Here is a 20119-nt window from a genome sequence, read left to right as displayed (position 1 = left end):
CGTTTCGGGACGGAAATGGGTGGAAATCAAGCACTTTCGTCCACAAATGGTGATCACCGTCCACAAGATCACTGTTTGGGGCTCCCTACCCGCGCGTGGCGCTGGGAACCAGCTCAAACGACCCACTGATCACTGATCGGGAGAACTGCGATGGATGTTCAGCCCGCGCGCGACGACCGGCTCGCGGCCCTACCCCCGGAGGTCCGCGAGCTGGTCCGCCAGCAGCTGGCCGGTCGCGTCGCGGGTTCCCCAGCTGACCCGGACATCACGCCGGTTCTGGGTGACGAGCTGCCGATGTCGCTGGCGCAGCAACGGTTGTGGTTCCTCGACGAGTTCGAGCCGGACAGCGTCGAGTACCACAGCCCGTGCGGTCTGCGGCTTTCCGGCGAACTGGACGTCGCGGCGTTGCGGGCGGCGCTGACCGCGCTGGTGGCCCGGCACGAGTCGCTGCGCACCACGTTCGACTCGGTGGACGGGCGGGGCGTGCAGGTGGTCAACCCGACGCACGAGGTGTCGCTGCCGGTCGTGGATCTCTCGGATTCCCCGGAGGCACTGGACGAGGTGTTGCGCGAGGAGCTGGCGCGCCGGTTCGACCTGCGCCGGCTCCCGGTGTTCCGGGCGCTGCTGGTGCGGCTGGATGAGCGGGAACACCGGCTGCTGCTGAACATGCATCACATGATCACCGATGGGTGGTCGATCGGGCTGATCATCGCCGAGCTGGGTGTGCTGTACACCGCTGAGCTCAGTGGCCAGCCGGCCGGGCTGCCGGCGATTCCGGTGCGGTACGCCGACTTCGCGGCCTGGCAGCGGGAGCGGCTGGCCGGCCGGGCAGTGGACGCGGGCATCGAGTACTGGCAGCGGCAGCTTGACGGTGTCCCCGTGCTGGAACTGCCCACGGACCGGCCGCGCCCCGCGGTGCGGACGTCGGCGGGCGCGATTCTTCCCTTCGAGGTTCCTGCCGGGTTGACCGGGCGGTTGGCGCAGCTGGGCCATGAATCGGGCGCGACACTGTTCATGGTTCTGGTGGCGGCCGTGCAGGCGCTGTTCGCCCGGTACACCGGTCGGCCCGATGTCACCGTGGGCACGGTGACATCGGGCCGGAACCGTGCGGAGCTGGAGAACCTGGTGGGGTTCTTCGTCAACACCGTGGCCTTACGCTCCGATGTGGACTTCTCCCTACCGTTCACCGAGCTCCTGACGCGGGTGCGCTCGACCGTGCTGGACGCGTTCGCGCACGACGAGGTGCCGTTCGGGAAGCTGGTGGAGATCCTCCAACCGGAGCGGGATCCGAGCCGGACGCCGCTGGTGCAGGCGCTGGTCGTGCTGCAGAACACCCCGGCCCGCACGCTTGAGGTGCCGGGACTGCGGATCACCGAGTTCGTGCCGCCGGTGTCCGCGGCCAGCTTCGACGTGATGGTCGACTTCCGGGAGCGGGACGGGGCGCTGTCCGGCCTGTTCAGCTACAGCACGGACCTGTTCGGCGAGGCGACGGTCGAGCGGATGGTCGGGCACCTTCTGGTGCTGCTGGAGGGAATCGTCACCGACCCGGCCACCCCCGTGCGGGATCTGCCGGTGCTGACCGGGGCGGAGCGGCGGCAGGTTCTGGTGGACTGGAACCCCGCCGAGCTCACGGCGCCGGTGCGGGAGTGCCTGCACGAGCGGTTCGCCGCACAGGCCGCGCGGACCCCGGACGCGACCGCGCTGACGTTCGAGGGCGCGGGCCTCAGCTACGCCGAGCTGGACGAGCGGGCCAACAAGCTGGCACATTTCCTTGTCTCTCAAGGAGTCGGGCCGGACGTTCTGGTGGGCGTGTGCGTAGAACGGAGCCTCGAGTTGGTGGTCGGGCTGCTCGGCGTGCTCAAGGCCGGCGGCGCGTACGTGCCGCTCGACCCCGAGCAGCCGGCCGACCGTGTGGCGTACATCCTGGCGGACTCCGGGGTTCGGGTGCTGCTCACCCAGGACGCGCTGCGCGACCGGTTCACCGCCGCGGACGTCAGCACGGTGTGCCTGGACACCGGATGGTCCATTGTGGACGAACTGCCGGCCACGCCGCCCGAGGTCCGCACGGTTCCGGACAACCTGGCCTACACGATCTACACCTCCGGGTCGACCGGGCGGCCCAAGGGCGTCGCGGTCACGCACGCCAACGTGGTGCGGCTGCTGCGGACCACGCGCCCGTACTACGGCTTCGGCCCCGACGACGTGTGGACCCTGTTCCACTCCTACGCGTTCGACGTCTCGGTGTGGGAGCTGTGGGGGGCGTTCCTGCACGGCGGGCGGCTCGTCGTCGTGCCGCCCGGGGTCAACCGCTCGCCGGAGGACTACCTCGAGCTGCTGGTGCGCGAGCGGGTCACCGTGCTCAACCAGACGCCGTCGGCGTTTTACCAGCTCGTCCGCGCCGACCGGGAGAACCCCGAGCTCGGCCGGCAGCTCGCGCTGCGCCAGGCGGTGTTCGCCGGTGAGGCGCTGGATCTGGCCCGGTTGGGCGACTGGTACGAGCGGCATGCCGACGACGCGCCGGTGCTGGTCAACATGTACGGCATCACCGAGACCACCGTGCACGTGTCGTACCTGGCCCTGGACCGGGAGCTCGCGCGGCGGGCGACCGGGAGCATGGTCGGCACCGCGATGCCGGACCTCCGGATGTACGTGCTGGACGCGGCGCTCCGCCCGGTGCCGGAGGGCGTGCCCGGCGAGCTTTACGTGGCGGGGCCGGGGTTGGCGCGGGGTTACCTGAACCGTCCCGGGTTGACCGCGGCCCGGTTCGTGGCGAACCCGTACGGCGCACCCGGGGAGCGGATGTACCGCAGCGGCGACCTCGCGCGGTGGACGTCCGGCGGAAACCTGGAGTACCTGGGCCGCACGGATCACCAGGTCAAGATCCGCGGGTTCCGGATCGAGCTGGGCGAGGTGCAGGCGGCGTTGCAGCGGCATCCCGGCGTGGCGCAGTCCGCCGTGATCGTGCGGGAGGACGGCCCGGGCGACCGGCGTCTGGTGGGTTACGTGGTGCCGGCCGGGGAGGCCGCGCCGAGCGCCAGCGAGCTGCGCGCGTTCCTTTCGGGCGAGCTGCCGGGGTACATGGTGCCGGCCGCGTTCGTGACGCTGCCGGAGCTTCCGTTGACCGGCAACGGAAAGTTGGACCGCCGGGCATTGCCGGCGCCCGAGGGGCGGCCCGAGCTGGACGGCGCCTACGTCGCGCCGCGCACCCCGGTCGAGCAGGCGCTGGCCGGGATCTGGGCCGAGGCCCTCGGCGTGCCGCGGGTCGGCGTGCAGGACAACTTCTTCGACCTCGGCGGCGACTCGATCCTGAGCCTGCAGGTGGTGTCCCGGGCCCGGCAGTCCGGGCTGGCGCTGACCTCGAAGGCCATGTTCCTCCGGCAGACCATCGCCGATCTCGCCGCCGAACTGTCCGTCGAGGAGATCACCCCGGCCGGCGAGGGGCCGGTGACCGGCGACGTACCGCTCACCCCCATCCAGCACTGGTTCTTCGACACCGTCACGGTCAACCCCGCGCACCACAACCAGTCCGTGCTCCTGGAGCTGGCGGCCGGGTTCGACGAGGCCACCCTCCGCGCGGCGCTGGACGCACTGGTGGAGCAGCACGACGCGCTGCGGACCCGGTTCGTGATCGAGGACGGCCAATGGCGGCAACACGTCGCCCCGGTCGAGCCGGCCGCGTTCGACCGGCTGTCCACTGTAGACCAGGTCGAAGACGTGAAGGCCGGCCTGGATCTGGCCGCCGGGCCGGTGTTCCGCGCCGCCCTGATCGGCGGCCGGCAGCTGCTGCTGACCGCACACCATCTGGTGGTGGACGCGGTGTCCTGGCGGATCCTCCTCACCGACCTCGAGCTCGCCTACGGCTCGACTTGTCGCGGGAACTACCCACGACAGGTCCCACTTGTCGCGGGAACTACCCGCGACAAGTCGGCGAACCTCGGGCCGCGGTCGACATCGGTCCAGCGGTGGGCGCGGCGGCTGACCGGGCGCGCGGCCGAGGGCGGGTTCGACGGGGAGCGGGACTACTGGGCCGAGCTGGGCGGCCGGGTGGACCCGGATCTGCCGGTGGACGCGGCGGGGGCGAACACCGTGGCGAGCACGCGGGTGGTGACCGCCCGGCTGGACGCCGAGCGCACCCGGGCGCTGCTGCAGGACGTGTCCACTGTGTACCGGACGCGCACCGACAACGTGCTGCTGGCCGCGCTGGGCCGGGTGCTGGGCCGGTGGACCGGGCGCGGGCGGGTGCCGGTCGCGCTGGAGGGCCATGGGCGGGAGGACCTGTTCGACGATGTCGACCTGTCCCGCACGGTCGGCTGGTTCACCACGCTCCATCCGGTCGTGCTGGACATCTCCGACGGTGACTGGGGCGCGCTGCTGACGTCGGTGAAGGAGCAGCTCCGCGCGGTTCCCGGGCGGGGCCTGGGATACGGCGTGCTGCGGTACTGCGCGGGGTTGGCGGCCGGGCCGCACCCGGCGGTCAGCTTCAACTACCTGGGCCGGTTCGACACCGCGCCGGGCGAGCTGATCCGCCGCCGGCTTCCGGACTCCAGCCCGGACCACGATCCCGGGCAGGAGCGCGCCCACCTGCTGGACGTGATCGCGGTGGTGGAGGACGGCGAGCTGGAGTTCCGCTGGCTCTACTCGACCGCGGTGCACCACGAGGAGACGATCACGCGGCTGGCCACCGGTGTGGTGGACGCGGTGAACCGGATCGTCGACCATTGCGCGGAACCCGGCGCCGGTGGCTGCACGCCGTCCGACTTCCCGCTGGCCCGGCTGGACCAGCGCACCGTGGACCGCGTCGCCGGCGACGGAAAGTCGATCAGCGACGTGTACCCGCTCACGCCCATGCAGAGCGGCATCCTGTTCCACTCACTGTCCAAACCGGACTCTGACGTGTACGCCAACCAGTTCGGGCTGACCCTGGACGGCGTCACCGATCCGGCCGCGCTCGGCGAGGCCTGGCAGCGGGTGGCGAGCCGGATTCCGGTGCTGCGCACGGCCATCGTGTGGGACGGGCTGCGCGAGCCGCTCCAGGTCGTGCACCGGGAGGCGCGGCTGCCGGTCACCCACCTGGACTGGCGCGACCGGCCCGAGCCCGAGCAGCGGGACGGGTTCCGCGCCGTGCTTGCCCGGGACCGCGCCGAAGGCATCGACCTCGCCGCCCCGCCGCTCATGCGGCTGACCGTCATCCGGCTGTCCGACGCCAGCGTCCGCGTCCTGTGGTCGTCGCACCACGTGCTGCTGGACGGGTGGAGCTGCACCCAGATCCTGTCCGAGGTGCTGGGGGAGTACGCCGGCGGCGCCGGGTACCTTCCGCCGGCCCGGCGCCCGTTCCGTGACTACCTCAGCTGGCTGTCCACTCGGGACGGCGACGCCGCCGGGGAGTACTGGCGCAGTGTCCTCAATGGACTTTCCGGGCCGACCCCGCTGCCGTTCGACCGGGCGCCCGGCGGGGTGCACGAGGCGCGCTCCACCGAGGAGATCGCGCTGCGCCTCGGCGAGGGCGACGCGGCGGAGCTGTACGCGTTCGCCAAGCAGCACCGGCTGACCGTCAACACGGTGGTGCAGGGCGCCTGGGCGATGCTGCTGTCCCGGTACAGCGGCGAATCCGACGTCTGCTTCGGCGCAACGGTGTCCGGGCGGCCGGCGGAGCTTCCCGGCGTCGACACCATCGTCGGCCTGTTCATCAACACGCTGCCGGTGCGGCTGACCGTGGACGGCGACCGGGATCCGCTGGCGTGGCTGCGTTCCGTGCAGGACGGGCAGGTCGAGGCGCGCCAGTTCGACCACGTCTCGCTGGCGCAGCTGCGCTCCTGGAGCGAGGTGCCGCGCGAGGCCAACCTGTTCGACAGCATCGTGGTGTTCGAGAACTACCCGTACGACGCCGACGAAGCCGGCCGGCTCGGCCTCGCGGTGCGGGAGTTCGACGCCGTGGAGAGCACCAACTACCCGCTCAGCCTGGTCGCGCACGCCGGCCGGGACCTCGACCTGGCGCTGGGCTACGATCCGGCGCTGTTCGACCGCGCGACGGCCGAGCGGATCCTCGAGCACCTCCGCACGCTGCTTCTCGGGTTCGCCGCCGAGCCGGCGAGCCTTGCCGCCGTGTCGATGCTCACCGAGCCCGAGCGCCGGCTGCTGGCCGGGTGGAACGGCACTGCCGAGGAGTTCCCGCCGGCCCGGTGCATTGACGACCTGTTCGCCCGCCAGGTGTCCGCCCGGCCGCACGAGACCGCGGTGATCAGTGGACCGGACTCGCTCACGTTCGCCGAGCTGGACGAGCGGACCAACCGGCTGGCCCACCACCTGACCGGGCTCGGTGTGGCGCCGGGCGTGCCGGTGGGGATCTGCCTGCCGCGCGGCCTCGACGTGGTGGTGGCGATGCTCGGCGTGCTCCGGGCCGGCGGGGCGTTCGTGCCGCTGGACCCCGAGTTTCCCGCCGAGCGCCTGGGTCTCATGCTGGCCGACACCGCCGCGCCGGTGGTGGTCACCGAGTCCGCGCTGGCCGGCCGGCTCGGCGAGCACGGCGCCACGCTCGTCCGGCTCGACCACTACCGGTCCACGATCGCCCTGCACCCGGCGACCCCGCCGCGGGCCGGTGTGACCCCGGACGACCTGGCCTATGTGGTCTACACCTCCGGCTCGACCGGCACCCCGAAGGGCGTGATGATCGAGCACCGCAACCTGTGGTGGGTCGCCCACGCCTGGGAGTCCGCCTACCGGTTGAGCGAGTTGCGGCCGCGGTTCGCCTGCGTGGCCAGCATCTCCGTCGACCTGTTCTTCGCCGATCTGCTCCGCTCGGTCTTCTTCGGCGGCTGCCTGGTGGTCTGCCCCACCGAGGTCGTCACCGACCCGCCCGCCTTGCTCGACCTCATCGAGCGGACCGGGGCGAACGCCCTGGAGATCAGCCCGTCGCTGGCCAAGGCGGTGGTCGAGGAGGCCGCGCACCGTGGGATCCGGCTCGACTCGCTGCGGCTGCTGTCCGTCGGCTCCGAGGGCTGGCGCGTGGCCGACTGCGCCGAGCTGCTCCGGCATGTCGGGCCGGACACGCTGGTGGTCAACGCCTACGGGGCCACTGAGACCACGGTCGACGCGACGGGGGTCGAGTGCGATGAAGGCGGCCTTCAGGGCATTGAACGTCCCGAAGGCCGCCTTCATCGCACTTTCGTCCCCATCGGCCGGCCCCTGCCCAACATGCGCGTGTATGTGCTGGACCGCGACCTGCGCCCGGTGCCGGTCGGAGTTCCGGGGGAGCTGTTCGTCGCCGGCGGCGGGGTGGCGCGCGGGTACTGGAACGCACCCGAGTTGACCGCGCGTCGGTTCCTGCCGGCGCCCTGGGACGCCTCGGAACGCCTCTACCGGACCGGTGATCTGGCGCGCTGGCGGCCGGACGGAAACCTGGAGTTCCTGGGCCGGGCCGACGATCAGGTGAAGATCCGTGGGTTCCGGATCGAGCTGGGCGAGATCGAGGCCGCGCTGGAGGCCCACCACGGCGTGGCGCGGGCCGCGGTGACCGTGCGCGAGGACCGCCCCGGCGTGCGCCAGCTCGTCGGCTATGTGGTTTCCACCAACGGTTCCGCGCCGAGCACCGCGGAGCTGCGCGCGTTCGTGGGCAGCTCGCTGCCCGGCTACATGGTGCCGTCCGCGTTCGTGGCGCTGGCCGAGCTGCCGCTGACCCCGACCGGCAAGATCGACCGGCGCGCCCTGCCGGCCCCCGAGGGCCGCCCGGATGGGGACGCATGCTACGTGGCTCCGCGCAATGCCACCGAGCAGGCGCTGGCCGCCATCTGGTCCGAGGTGCTCGGTCTGGACCGGATCGGCGTCGAGGACAACTTCTTCGACCTGGGCGGCGACTCCATCCTGAGCATCGGCGTGACGTCCCGAATCCGCGCGGTGCTCGGCAAGCCCCTGTCACCCCGCCAGCTCTTCGACACGCCGACGATCACCGGGCTGGCCGGGACCATCGCCGGCACCGGCACGGCCGCGGACGATCCGATCGCGACCGTGGACCGTGCCGGCCCGCTGCCGCTGTCCTTCGCCCAGCAGCGGTTGTGGTTCCTCGACGACCTCGACCCGGGCAGCACCGAGTACCACACGATCACGGCGATGCGACTGACCGGAAACCTGGACGAAGCCGCCCTCCGCGCCGCCCTGAACGGCCTGGTCGCCCGGCACGAGCCGCTGCGCACCACGTTCGGCACCGTGGACGGGCACGGCGTGCAGCTCGTGCACCCACCCTCGGACGTGGCGGTCCGACTGGTCGAGACCACCGAGGCGGAGCTGAACCCGTTGCTGGGCGCGGAGCTTCGCCAGCCGTTCGACCTGCGCGAGGGCCCGCTGTTCCGGGTGCTGCTGGTGCGCCTGGCCGAGCACGAGCACGTGCTGATGCTGACCCTGCACCACATCATCACCGACGGCTGGTCCATGGAGATCATCGCCGACGAGCTGAGCACGCTCTACGCCGCGGCGACCCGGGGCGTGCCGGCGCAACTGCCGCCGCTGTCGCTGCAGTACGCGGACTTCGCGGTGTGGCAACGGGACCGGTCCCTCGAAGACGGGATCGCCTACTGGGAGCAGCAGCTGCGTGGGCTCGATCCGCTGGAGCTGCCGACCGACCGGCCACGTCCCGCCGTGCGCCGGCCGGTCGGCGCCGTGCTGCCGTTCGCGCTGCCGGCTGCGCTTTCCGCACGGTTGACCGAGCTCTGCCGCGAGCAGGGCGTGACGACGTTCATGCTGCTGGTGGCCGCGACGCAGGTGCTGTTCGCGCGTTACTCCGGCCAGCAGGACATCGCGGTGGGCACGGTGACCTCCGGCCGGAACCGCGTCGAGTTGGAGCGGCTGGTCGGATTCTTCGTCAACACCCTGGTGCTGCGCTCCCAGGTCGACGGCTCGCTGCCGTTCACCGACCTGCTCGCCGCGGTGCGCGCCACCGTGCTGGACGCGTTCGCGCACGACCAGGTGCCGTTCGAGCGGCTGGTGGAGGCGCTCGCGCCGGAACGCGACCTCAGCCGCACCCCGCTGATCTCCGCGATGGTGGCGCTGCAGAACAATCCCAGCCGGGACCTGGACCTGCCCGGGCTGCGGATCGAGGAGTTCCTGCCGCCGGTCGCCGCGGCCGCGTTCGACCTGTCGCTGGACTTCTACGAGCGGGACGGCAGGCTCGCCGGTTTCGTCGAGTACAACACCGATCTGTTCGACGCCTCGACCATCGAGCGGATGGTCGGCCACCTGCGCGTGCTGCTCGACGGCATCGCCGCCGGCCCGGCCACCCCCGTCGCCCGGCTCCCGCTGCTGTCCGATGTGGAGCGTCAGCAGCTGCTGATCGAGTGGAACCGGACCGCGTCGGACGGTCCGGGTTTCCGCCTGGCGCACGAGGAGTTCGCCGACCGGGTCCGGCGGCAGCCGGACGCGGTCGCCGTCGAGCACGGTACCGATGTCCTCACCTACGCCGAGCTCGACGCGCGGGCGAACCGGCTCGCACACCGGCTGGGGGAGCTCGGGGTCGGCCCGGACGTCCCGGTGGGGGTGTTCGTCGAGCGCGGCCTGTACGCCGTGATCGGGCTGCTCGGCGTGCTCAAGGCCGGTGGGGTCTACGTGCCGCTGGACACGCGATACCCGGCAGACCGGTTGGCGTTCATGCTGTCCGACACGGCGGCGCCGGTGCTCGTCACCCAGGAGTCGTTGCTGGACCGGCTGCCGGCGCCGGACACGGCGGTGGTGTGCCTCGACCGGGACCGCGCCGAGCTCGACCGGCTGCCCGCCCGCCCGCCGGAGATCGTTGTCACCAAAGACAACCTGGCGTACGTCATCTACACCTCGGGCACCACCGGGAAGCCGAAGGGCGTGATGATCGAGCACCGCAACCTGTGCTACATCATCAAGGCCTGGAACCTGGAGTACGGGCTCACCGAGCTCAAGCCTCGGGTGCTGTCGGTGTGCGGGACCGGCGTCGACCTGTTCATCGCCGACGTGTTCCGGTCCCTGCCGTTCGGCGGCTCGCTGGTGATCTGTCCTACCGGGACGGTGACTGACCCGCCGGCGCTGCTCGACCTGATCGAGCGCACCCGGCCGGCGGGCCTGGAGATCGTGCCGACCCTGCTGAACGCGGTGCTGCAGGAGGCGGTGCGCCGGGGCACCCGGCTGGACTCGTTGCGCATGCTCACCGTCGGCTCGGAGGGCTGGCGCACGAGCGACTGCGTGGAGCTGCTCGGTCGCGTCGATCCGGCCGCCGCCGTCAACACCTACGGCGCGACCGAGACCACCGTGGACGGCACCGTGTACCGTCCAGCCCTTGACCAGTCCACTCTGGACACCGGAGAGTTCGTTCCGATCGGCCGGCCGCTCGCCGACACCACCGTTTACGTGCTGGACGCCAACCGCGAGCTGGTGCCGGTCGGGGTTCCCGGCGAGCTCTACATCGGCGGTGGCGGGGTGGCCCGCGGCTACTGGAACCGCCCGGACCTGACCGCGGAGCGATTCATCCGGTCGCCGTGGAGCGCGGACCGGCTGTACCGGACCGGTGATCTGGTCCGCTGGCGGCGGGACGGGGTGCTGGAGTTCCTCGGCCGGGTCGACGACCAGGTCAAGATCCGCGGTTTCCGGGTCGAGCTCGGCGAGGTGGAGAACTGGCTGGCGGCGCATCCGGCCGTGGCCGCGGCCGCCGCGGCGGCGCTGACCGATGGCGGCCGCACCCGGCTGGTCGGTTACGTGGTGCCGCGCGACGGCGCGGCTCCGACCGCCGCCGAGTGGCGCACCTACCTGGAGGAACGGCTGCCCGAGTACATGGTGCCGGCCGCGTTCGTGCCGCTGGACAAGCTGCCGCTGACCCCGGCCGGCAAGCTCGACCGCCGTGCCCTGCCCGCCCCGGAGGGGCTGCCCGAGCTGGAGGATGCCTACGTCGCACCGCGCACCGAGGTGGAGCACGCCCTGGCCGGGATCTGGGCCGAGGTGATCGGCGTCGACCGGGTCGGTGTCCTGGACAACTTCTTCGACCTAGGCGGCGACTCGATCCTGAGCATCCAGCTGGTTTCCCGGGCGCGGCGAGCCGGGCTGCGCCTGACGTCCAAGCAGCTGTTCCAGCGGCAGACCATTGCGGCGCTGGCGCCCGAGGTGACGCCGGACGTGCCGGCCGCCGAGCCGCAGGGGCCGGTGTCGGGCGCGGCGCCGCTGACCCCGGTCCAGCACTGGTTCTTCGAGACGCAGACGGTCAACCCCGACCACTACGCCATGCCGGTCTGCCTCGAGCTGGCCGGCGGTGTGGACCCCGAGCGGCTACGCACGGCGTTCGAAACCCTGGTGGCGCACCACGACGCGCTGCGCATGCGGTTCGAGCGGGTGGACGGCCGGTGGCGGCAGGTCAACGCTCCCAGCGAGGACAACACCGTATTCGAGACCGTCGACGCCACGGATCAGGACATCCAGGAGCTGGCCACGGCCGCGAACGCGAGCCTCGACCTGGCCCGCGGGCCGCTGGCGAAGGCCGTGCTGTTCGTGCGCGGCAAGGGATTGCCCTCGCTCCTGCTGCTCAGCATCCACCACCTGGTCGTCGACGGCGTGTCGTGGCGGATCCTGCTGTCCGATCTGGACAGTGCGTATCAGGGCCGCGAGCCGGAGCCCCGGACGACGTCGTTCGTGGCCTGGTCCCGCCGGTTGGCCGAGTTCGCCGCCAGCGGTGGCCTCGATGATCAACTCGACTACTGGCGGGCCGCCACGGCCGAGCTGCCGGCGGCGGTGCCGGTCGACCTGCCGGGGGAGAACCGCAGCGGCTCCGAGCGGACCGTCACCGTGGCGGTCGACGCCGAGACCACGGCCGCGCTGCTGCACGAGGTGCCGCCGGTTTACCGGACCCGGATGAACGACGTGCTGCTCAGCGCGCTCGGCCGGGTGCTGTCCGAATGGACCGGCGAGCGGCGCGTGCTGGTTGGCATGGAGGGGCACGGTCGCGAGGAGCTGTTCTCCGACATCGATCTCAGCCGCACCGTCGGCTGGTTCACCACGCACTTCCCGGTCGTGCTCGACGTTTCCGAGGATGGCTGGGGTGAGGTGCTCAAGTCGGTCAAGGAGCAGCTGCGGGCGGTGCCCGGCAACGGGCTCGGCTATGACGTGTTGCGCTACCTCAGCCCCGCCTGGTCCGGCGCGGGTGTGCGGCCGGCGATCTCGTTCAACTATCACGGCCAGGTCGACGGAATGAGCGAGGGCGTCCTGTTCCGCGGCCATTCCGAGCTGTCCGGCGAGATCCAGGATCCGCGGGAGATCCGCCCGTTCCTCATCGACATCGTCGGGATGGTGGAGCAGGGCCGGCTCACGTTCTCCTGGACCTACGCGGCCGGCGTGCACACCGAGGCGACGATCGAGCGCCTGGCGACCGGGCTGGTGGCCGCCCTGGGGCAGATCGCCCGGCACTGCGCGGAACCCGGTGCGGGCGGTGCCACGCCGTCGGACTTCCCGCTGGCCCGGCTGGATCAGTCCACAGTGGATCTTCTGGTGGGCGACGGCCGCGCGGTCGAGGACGTGTACCGGCTGACGCCCATGCAGAGCGGCATGCTGTTCCACTCACTGTCCACTCCGGACGACGACGTCTACCTCAACCAGTCCTCCGCCGTGCTCGACGGGGTGACCGATCCCGACCTGCTCGCCGTGGCCTGGCAGCGGGTCGTCGACCGGAACCCGGTACTGCGCACCGCGATCGCGTGGGAGCGGCTACCCGAGCCGGTGCAGGTGGTCCACCGGGACGTCCGGCTGCCGGTCGCGCGGTTCGACTGGCGTGACCTGACGGCTGAGCAGCGCCGGGTGGCGCTGGCGGAGTACCTGGCAGCCGACCGGGCCGCGGGCATCGACCTCACCGCGCCGCCACTGCTGCGCATGGCCATCGCCCGACTGTCCGACGACTCGGTACTGCTCGTGGAGACCATGCACCACCTGCTGCTGGACGGCTGGAGCACGGCGGACGTCTCCGGTGAGGCGCTGTCCGTCTACACCGGACTGGTCAGTGGCACCGAGCCGGCCGCCCTGCCGCGCCGCCCGTTCCGTGACTACGTCGAATGGCTGGCCGGCCAGGATCGGGCCGCCGCGGCGGAGCACTGGCGCGCCGCTCTGGCTGGTTTCGAGGCACCCACCCGGCTGCCGTTCGACCGGCCACCGGTGCGGGCCCACAGCGCGAAGGGTGCCGTCGAGGTCCCGGTCGCGGTGCCCGGCGGGCAGTCCGCGCGGCTGTTCGAACTGGCCCGGCGCAACCAGCTGACGGTGAACACGATCCTGCAGGGACTGTGGGCCATTCTGCTGTCCCGGCACAGTGGCGAACAGGACGTGTGCTTCGGTGCCACCGTCTCCGGGCGACCCGGCGAACTGTCCGGAGTGGACGACATCGTCGGGTTGTTCATCAACACGCTGCCGGTCCGGGTGCGGATCGACGGCACCCGCGACGCCGTCTCGTGGCTGCGTGCGCTGCAGGCCGAGCAGGTGGAGGCGCGGCAGTACGAGTACGTCTCGCTGGCCGAGGTCCAGGCGGTCAGCGAGGTTCCGCGCGGCACCAACCTGTTCGACACGCTCGTGGTGTTCGAGAACTACCCGTACGACCCCGACCTGCTCGACCGGGTCGGCGTGCGGGTCCGGGACATGGAGGAGGACGACGCCACCAACTACCCGCTGACCCTGACCGCACACACCGACGACCGGCTGCACCTGTTGCTGCACTACGACCCGGAGCTGTTCGACGCGGTCACCGTCGAGCGGCTCGGCGAGCACCTGGCGATCCTGCTCGACGGGCTGCTCGCCGATCCCGAGCGGCGGCTCGCCGAGCTGCCCATGCAGAGCGACGCCGAGCTGCACCGGATGCTCGTCGAGTGGAACCGCACCGAGGTCGGGAACCCGGACACCCGGACCCTGCCCGAGCGGTTCGCCGACCAGGTCCGGCAGCATCCGGACGCGGTCGCCGTCGAGCACGGCACCGAGGCGCTGACCTACGCCGAGCTCGACACGCGGGCGAACCAGCTCGCCGCCCGGCTCGCGGATCTCGGGGTCGGTCCGGGCGTCCGCGTCGGCCTGTACGTCGAGCGCGGCCACAACGCGGTCATCGGGCTGCTCGGCGTGCTCAAGGCCGGCGGCGTGTACGTACCGCTGGATCCGCATTACCCGGCCGAGCGGCTGGCGTTCGTGCTCGCCGACACCTCGGCCGCGGTGATCGTCACCGAGAAGGCGTTGCTGGACCGGCTGCCCGGGCACGACGCGACCGCGGTGTGCCTGGAGGACCTGCCCGGCGGGTCCCGGTCCGCGCCGGACATCGTTGTCTCCCAAGAGAACCTGGCCTACGTCATCTACACCTCGGGCACCACGGGGACCCCGAAGGGGGTCATGGTGGACCACGCCAACCTGTGCCACATCACGCATGCCTGGGACCAGGACTACGGGCTCACCGAGTTGAAGCCCCGGGTGCTGTCGGTGTCCGGCATCGGGGTCGACCTGTTCGTCGCCGACGTGATCCGCTCGCTGACCTTCGGCGGCTCGCTCGTGATCTGTCCAACCGAGACGGTCACCGATCCGCCCGCGCTGGTCGACCTGATCGAGCGGACCCGGCCGGCGGTCCTGGAGATCGTGCCGTCCCTGCTGAACGCGCTTCTGCACGAAGCGGTCCGCAGGAACATCCGGTTCGACTCGTTCCGGTTGCTGTCGGTCGGCTCGGAGGGCTGGCGTACCAGCGACTGTGCCGCGTTGCTCGACCGCGTCGAACCGGGTGCCGCGGTGAACGCCTACGGCGCCACCGAGCTGACCGTGGACGCGACGGTGTTCCGGCCCGTGGCGAGCGAGCTCGGCACCGGAGAGTTCGTCCCCATCGGCCGGCCGATCGCCAATACCACGGTGTACGTGCTGGATCCGGACCGCAACCCGATGCCGGCCGGCGTGGCCGGAGAGCTGTACGTCGGTGGCGGCGGCGTGGCCCGCGGGTACTGGAACCGCCCGGACCTGACCGCGGAGCGGTTCGTGCGCTCGCCCTACGGCCGGCTGTACCGGACCGGCGACCTGGTCCGCTGGCGCCAGGACGGGGTGCTGGAGTTCCTCGGCCGGGTCGACGACCAGGTCAAGATCCGCGGCTTCCGGATCGAGCTGGGCGAGGTGGAGAACTGGCTCACCGCACACCCTTCGGTCGCCGCGGCCGCGGCGGCGGTGCACGACGAGGGCGGCCACCGGCGGCTCGTCGGTTACCTGGTGCCCGGTGCCGGTGCGCAGCCGAACCTCCTGGAGCTGCGCACGTTCCTGCTGGAACGGCTGCCGGCGTACATGGTGCCGGCCGCGTTCGTGACGCTGGACGCGCTGCCGCTGAGCCCGACCGGCAAGCTGGACCGCCGCGCCCTGCCCGCCCTCGCATCCACAGTGGACACCGGGGTGCCGCACGTCGCGCCGCGCAACCGTACCGAGGCCGTGCTGGCGGAGATCTGGGCCGAGGTGCTCGGCATCGCCGCGCCCGGCGTCGAGGACGGCTTCTTCGACCTCGGCGGGGACTCCATCCTCAGCATCCAGGCCGCCTCCCGGATCCGGGGCGCGCTGGACGTCGAGGTGTCCCCGCGCCAGCTGTTCGACACTCCCACGATCGCTGCTCTCGCGGCCGCCCTCTCGGCCGGAGACCGTGCCGGCGCGGCGCCCATCACCACCGCCGACCGAGCCGAGCCACTGCCGCTGTCCTTCGCCCAGCAGCGGCTGTGGTTCCTGGACGACTTCGAGCCCGGCGGCACCGAGTACAACACCGTGGCCGCGCTGCGGTTGTCGGGAGATCTGGACGTGGCCGCGCTGTCGGCCGCGCTGGACGGGCTGGTGTCCCGCCACGAGTCGCTGCGGACCACGTTCGACTCCGTGGACGGCCGGGGTGTGCAGGTGATCCACCCGCCGGCTCCGGTCGCACTCGACACCGTCGACGCCTCCGCACTGTCCGAAGAGGACCGAGCAGTGATCCTGCGCGCGGAGGCGGCCCGCCCGTTCGACCTGCGGCAGGGCCCGCTGTTCCGGGCATCCCTGGTCCGGTTCGGCCCGCACGAGCACGTGCTCTCGTTGGCGCTGCACCACATCGTCACCGACGGCTGGTCGATGGGCCTGCTCGCCGAGGAGTTGGGCGCCCGCTACGCCGCCGCGGTGCGCGGCGAGCCCGACCCCGTGCCACCGCTCCCGGTGCAGTACGCGGACTACGCGGTGTGGCAACGGAAGCGGCTGGCGAACGTGGACGATGCGTTGGCGTACTGGCGGGAGCGGCTGGACGGCCTCACCCCGCTGGAACTGCCCACCGACCGGCCGCGTCCGGCGGTGCGCACCTCGACCGGCGCCAACCACGACGTCCGGATCCCCGCGGAGATCCTGGCGGGACTGCGGACCGTGTCGCGGGCGGCGGACGCCACGTTGTTCATGACGCTGGTCGCGGCCGTCCAGGTGCTGTTCGCCCGGTACTCCGGGCAGCGCGACATCGCGGTCGGCACGGCGGTGTCCGGCCGGAACCGGGCCGAGCTGGAGCCGCTGATCGGATTCTTCGTCAACACGGTCGTCCTGCGTTCCGAAGTGGACGGTTCGGCGTCGTTCACCGACTTCCTGGCCGGCGTCCGCTCGACCGTGCTGGACGCGTTCGCGCACGACGAGGTGCCGTTCGAGCGGCTGGTCGAGGTGCTGGCGCCGGACCGCGACCCCGGCCGCACCCCGCTGGTGCAGGCGCTGGTGGTGCTGCAGAACACCCCGGCGCGCGGGACGGACCTGCCGGGCCTGCGCCTGGACGACGTCGACCTGCCCACCGACGCGGTGAGCCACGACCTGGTCGTGCAGTTCGAGGAGGCCGGCGACGGCCTCGCGGTGGCCATCGACTACAGCAGCGACCTGTTCGACGCGAGCACGATCGAGCGGATGGCCGGGCATCTTTCCGCGTTGCTGGAAGGAATCGCGACCGACCCCGGCACGGCCGTGCGCCGGCTGTCGCTGCTGACCGCGCCGGAGCGGCGCGAGCTGCTCGTGGACTGGAACGACACCGCCGCCGAGCTTCCGGCAACCCGGTGCGTGCACGAGGTTTTCGCCGACCGGGCCGCGCGGACGCCGGACGCCGTCGCGGTGACGTTCGCCGGCTCGAGCCTGACCTACGCGCAGCTCGACGCGCGGGCCAACGGTCTCGCCCACGAGCTCGTGGACCGCGGTGTGCGGCCGGACGTGCTGGTCGGCGTGTGCCTGGAACGCGGCCTGGACGTCATCGTCTGCCTGCTGGCGGTGCTCAAGGCGGGTGGGGCCTACCTGCCGCTGGATCCGGGCTACCCGCCGGAGCGCCTGTCGTTCATGCTCACCGACGCCGCCGCGCCGGTGGTGCTCACCGAGCGCCGGCTGCGGGACCGGCTCCCCGCGACGGCCGCCGCCGTGCTGTGCGTCGACACCGAGCGACGCGACCCGGCGGCGTGCCCGCCGGAGACCGGGGTGCGTCCGGAGAACCTGGCCTACGTCTGCTACACGTCCGGTTCGACCGGGCGGCCGAAGGGCGTCGCGGTGGAGCACCGGTCGGTGCTGCGGCTGGCCTGCGCCACCGACGTCATCCAGTGGCAGCCGTCGGACGTGGTGGCGCAGTTCGCGCCCGTGTCGTTCGACGCCTCGATCTTCGAGATCTGGGGCGGCCTGCTGAACGGCGTGACGCTGGCGGTCGCCCCGGTGGAGGTGCCGTCGGTCGAGGGCCTCGGCGAGTTCCTGTCCTCGGCCGGGGTGACCGTGCTCTGGCTCACCGCCGGCATGTTCCACGAGGTGGTGGACGCCGGGGCGGAGCTGCTGGCCGGGCTGCGGTGGTTGCTGGCCGGTGGTGACGTGCTCTCGCCCGCGCACTGCGCCCGCGTGCTGGCGGCGGTCCCGGGCCTCCGGCTGGTGAACGGCTACGGCCCGACCGAGGGCACCACGTTCACCACCTGCCACCGGATCACCGAGGCCCCGGCGGGTCCGGTGCCCATCGGGCGGCCGATCGCGAACACCCGGATCTTCGTGCTGGACGCGGACCTGAACCCGGTTCCGGCAGGCGTGCCCGGCGAGCTGTTCATCGGCGGACTCGGTGTGGCGCGGGGCTATCTGCGCCGGCCGGGGCTGACCGCGGAGCGGTTCGTGGCCGCGCCGTGGGACGCCGGCGAGCGACTCTACCGGACCGGCGACCTGGTGCGGTGGACGACGTGTGGAGTACTGGAATTTCTAGGCCGCCGGGACGACCAGGTCAAGGTGCGTGGGTTCCGGGTGGAGCTGGGCGAGATCGAGGCCGTTCTGCACCGGCATCCCGGTGTGGCCGGGGCGGCCGTGGTCGCGCATGCCGGGACCGGGGGGCACAAGCGGCTCATCGGCTACGTGGTGCCGCAGGGGGACCTCGCGATCGAGGAGGTGCGCGGGTTCCTGGCCGAGCAGCTGCCGGAATACCTTGTCCCGCAGGTGATTCTGCTGCTGGACCGGCTGCCGCTGAACCCGAACGGCAAGGTGGACCGGCGGGCGCTCCCGGTTCCGGACGTCGGTGCCACGCCGGAGGGCTATGTGGCGCCGCGCACCGGGACGGAGCAGACCCTGGCGGAGGTCTGGTCGGAGGTGCTCGCCGTCGAGCGGGTCGGCGTGCACGACAACTTCTTCGCGCTCGGCGGCGACTCGATCCTGAGCATGCAGGTGGTGGCCCGGGCGCGGCGGGCCGGGCTCCGGCTCACCACCAAGGCGATGTTCCTCCGGCAGACCATCGCGGAGCTGGCCGGCGAGGCGACGCCGGACGAGCCGGCGCGGCCGGGCCGCGCACCGGTGACCGGCGCGGTGCCGCTCATCCCGGTCCAGCACTGGTTCCTCGCCGAGCACGCCGGCACGGCCGCGCACTTCAACCAGTCGGTGTTCGTGGAACTGGCCGAGGGCGCGGACGAGTCCGCGTTGCGGGTGGCGGTTGCGGCGCTGCTGGACCACCACGACGCGCTGCGGCTGCGGTTCACGCCGGTGGACGGGTGGTGGTGGCAGCACAATGCCGTGGCCGAGCCCGGCGAGGTGCTCACCCGGATCGATCTGTCCACTGTGGAGGATCAGAACGCCGCGATGGAGGCGGCCGCCGTCGCCGCGCAGCGCGGTTTCGCCCTGGACACCGGCCCGCTGATCAGGATGCTGCTGTTCGACCTCGGCACCGGCCGGCGGCTCTTCGTCACCGCGCACCACCTGGTGATCGACGGGGTGTCCTGGCGGGTCCTCATGTCCGATCTGGACACCGCGTACCGCCAGGCGCTGGCCGGGGATCCGGTCGACCTCGGCGCCAGGACGACCTCCTACCAGGAATGGGCGCGGCGGCTGGCCGAGCACACCGAGGCCGGCCGGTTCGACGGCGAGTTGGACCGCTGGGCGTCCGTGGAGATCATGCCGATCCCGCTCGACGGCGGCGGGGAGAACACCGTCGCCTCGACGGCCACCCTGTCCGCCGAGCTGAGCGTGGCCGAGACCACGACGCTGCTGCGCACCGTGCCGGCCGCGTACCGCACCCGGATCAACGACGTCCTCCTGGCGGCGGCCGCCCAGGTGCTGTGCCGGTGGACCGGGCGGGACCGGGTGGCGATCACCCTGGAAGGCCACGGGCGCGAGGACCTGTTCGACGACGTGGACCTGTCCCGGACCGTCGGCTGGTTCACCACGCTCTTCCCGGTATCCCTGATCGTCCCGCCGGACGGCGGCTGGGCCGAGGTGATCCGCCTGGTCCGGCGCCAGCTCCGCGCGGTGCCCGGCCGCGGCCTCGGCTACGGCGCGCTGCGCTACCTGCGGGCCGCGCCGCAACTGGCCGGCGCCGTCCTCCCCGAGATCAGCTTCAACTACCTCGGCCAGTTCGACGCCGCGGCCGGCGACGGCTCCGGCCCGTTCGGCGCGGATCTACTGCCCATCGGCGAGGACCAGGATCCGGCCGCCACCCGCCCCTGGCTCATCGAACTGGCCGGCAGTGTCCACAACGGACAGCTGGGCTTCTCCTGGACCTGGTCTACCAACCTGCACCGCGAGTCCACCATCCGCCGGCTGGCCGACGAGTTCCTGCAGGCCCTACGTGAGATCGGCGGCACGGCATGAACACGCGAATGCGTAACACGACTACGCCAACACGTAACACGACTACGCAGACGCGTAACACGACTACGCAGAC

1 protein-coding gene is annotated in these 20119 nt (G+C 72.0%); it reads left to right on the top strand.

Features of this window, described 5'->3' with window-relative positions:
- The first annotated feature begins 150 nt into the window (after nucleotides 1–150).
- A complete protein-coding gene (locus VGR06_RS17030; RefSeq protein ID WP_327560058.1) occupies nucleotides 151–20046 on the top strand; it encodes a non-ribosomal peptide synthase/polyketide synthase in 19896 nt (6631 codons plus the stop codon).
- The last annotated feature ends 73 nt before the right edge of the window (nucleotides 20047–20119 follow it).

The sequence above is a fragment of the Actinophytocola sp. genome (assembly GCF_036002505.1).
GTDB lineage: Bacteria > Actinomycetota > Actinomycetes > Mycobacteriales > Pseudonocardiaceae > DASYTH01.
The sequence above is the reverse complement of the archived record's forward strand: the minus strand, read 5'-3'. Positions and strand labels throughout refer to the sequence as shown.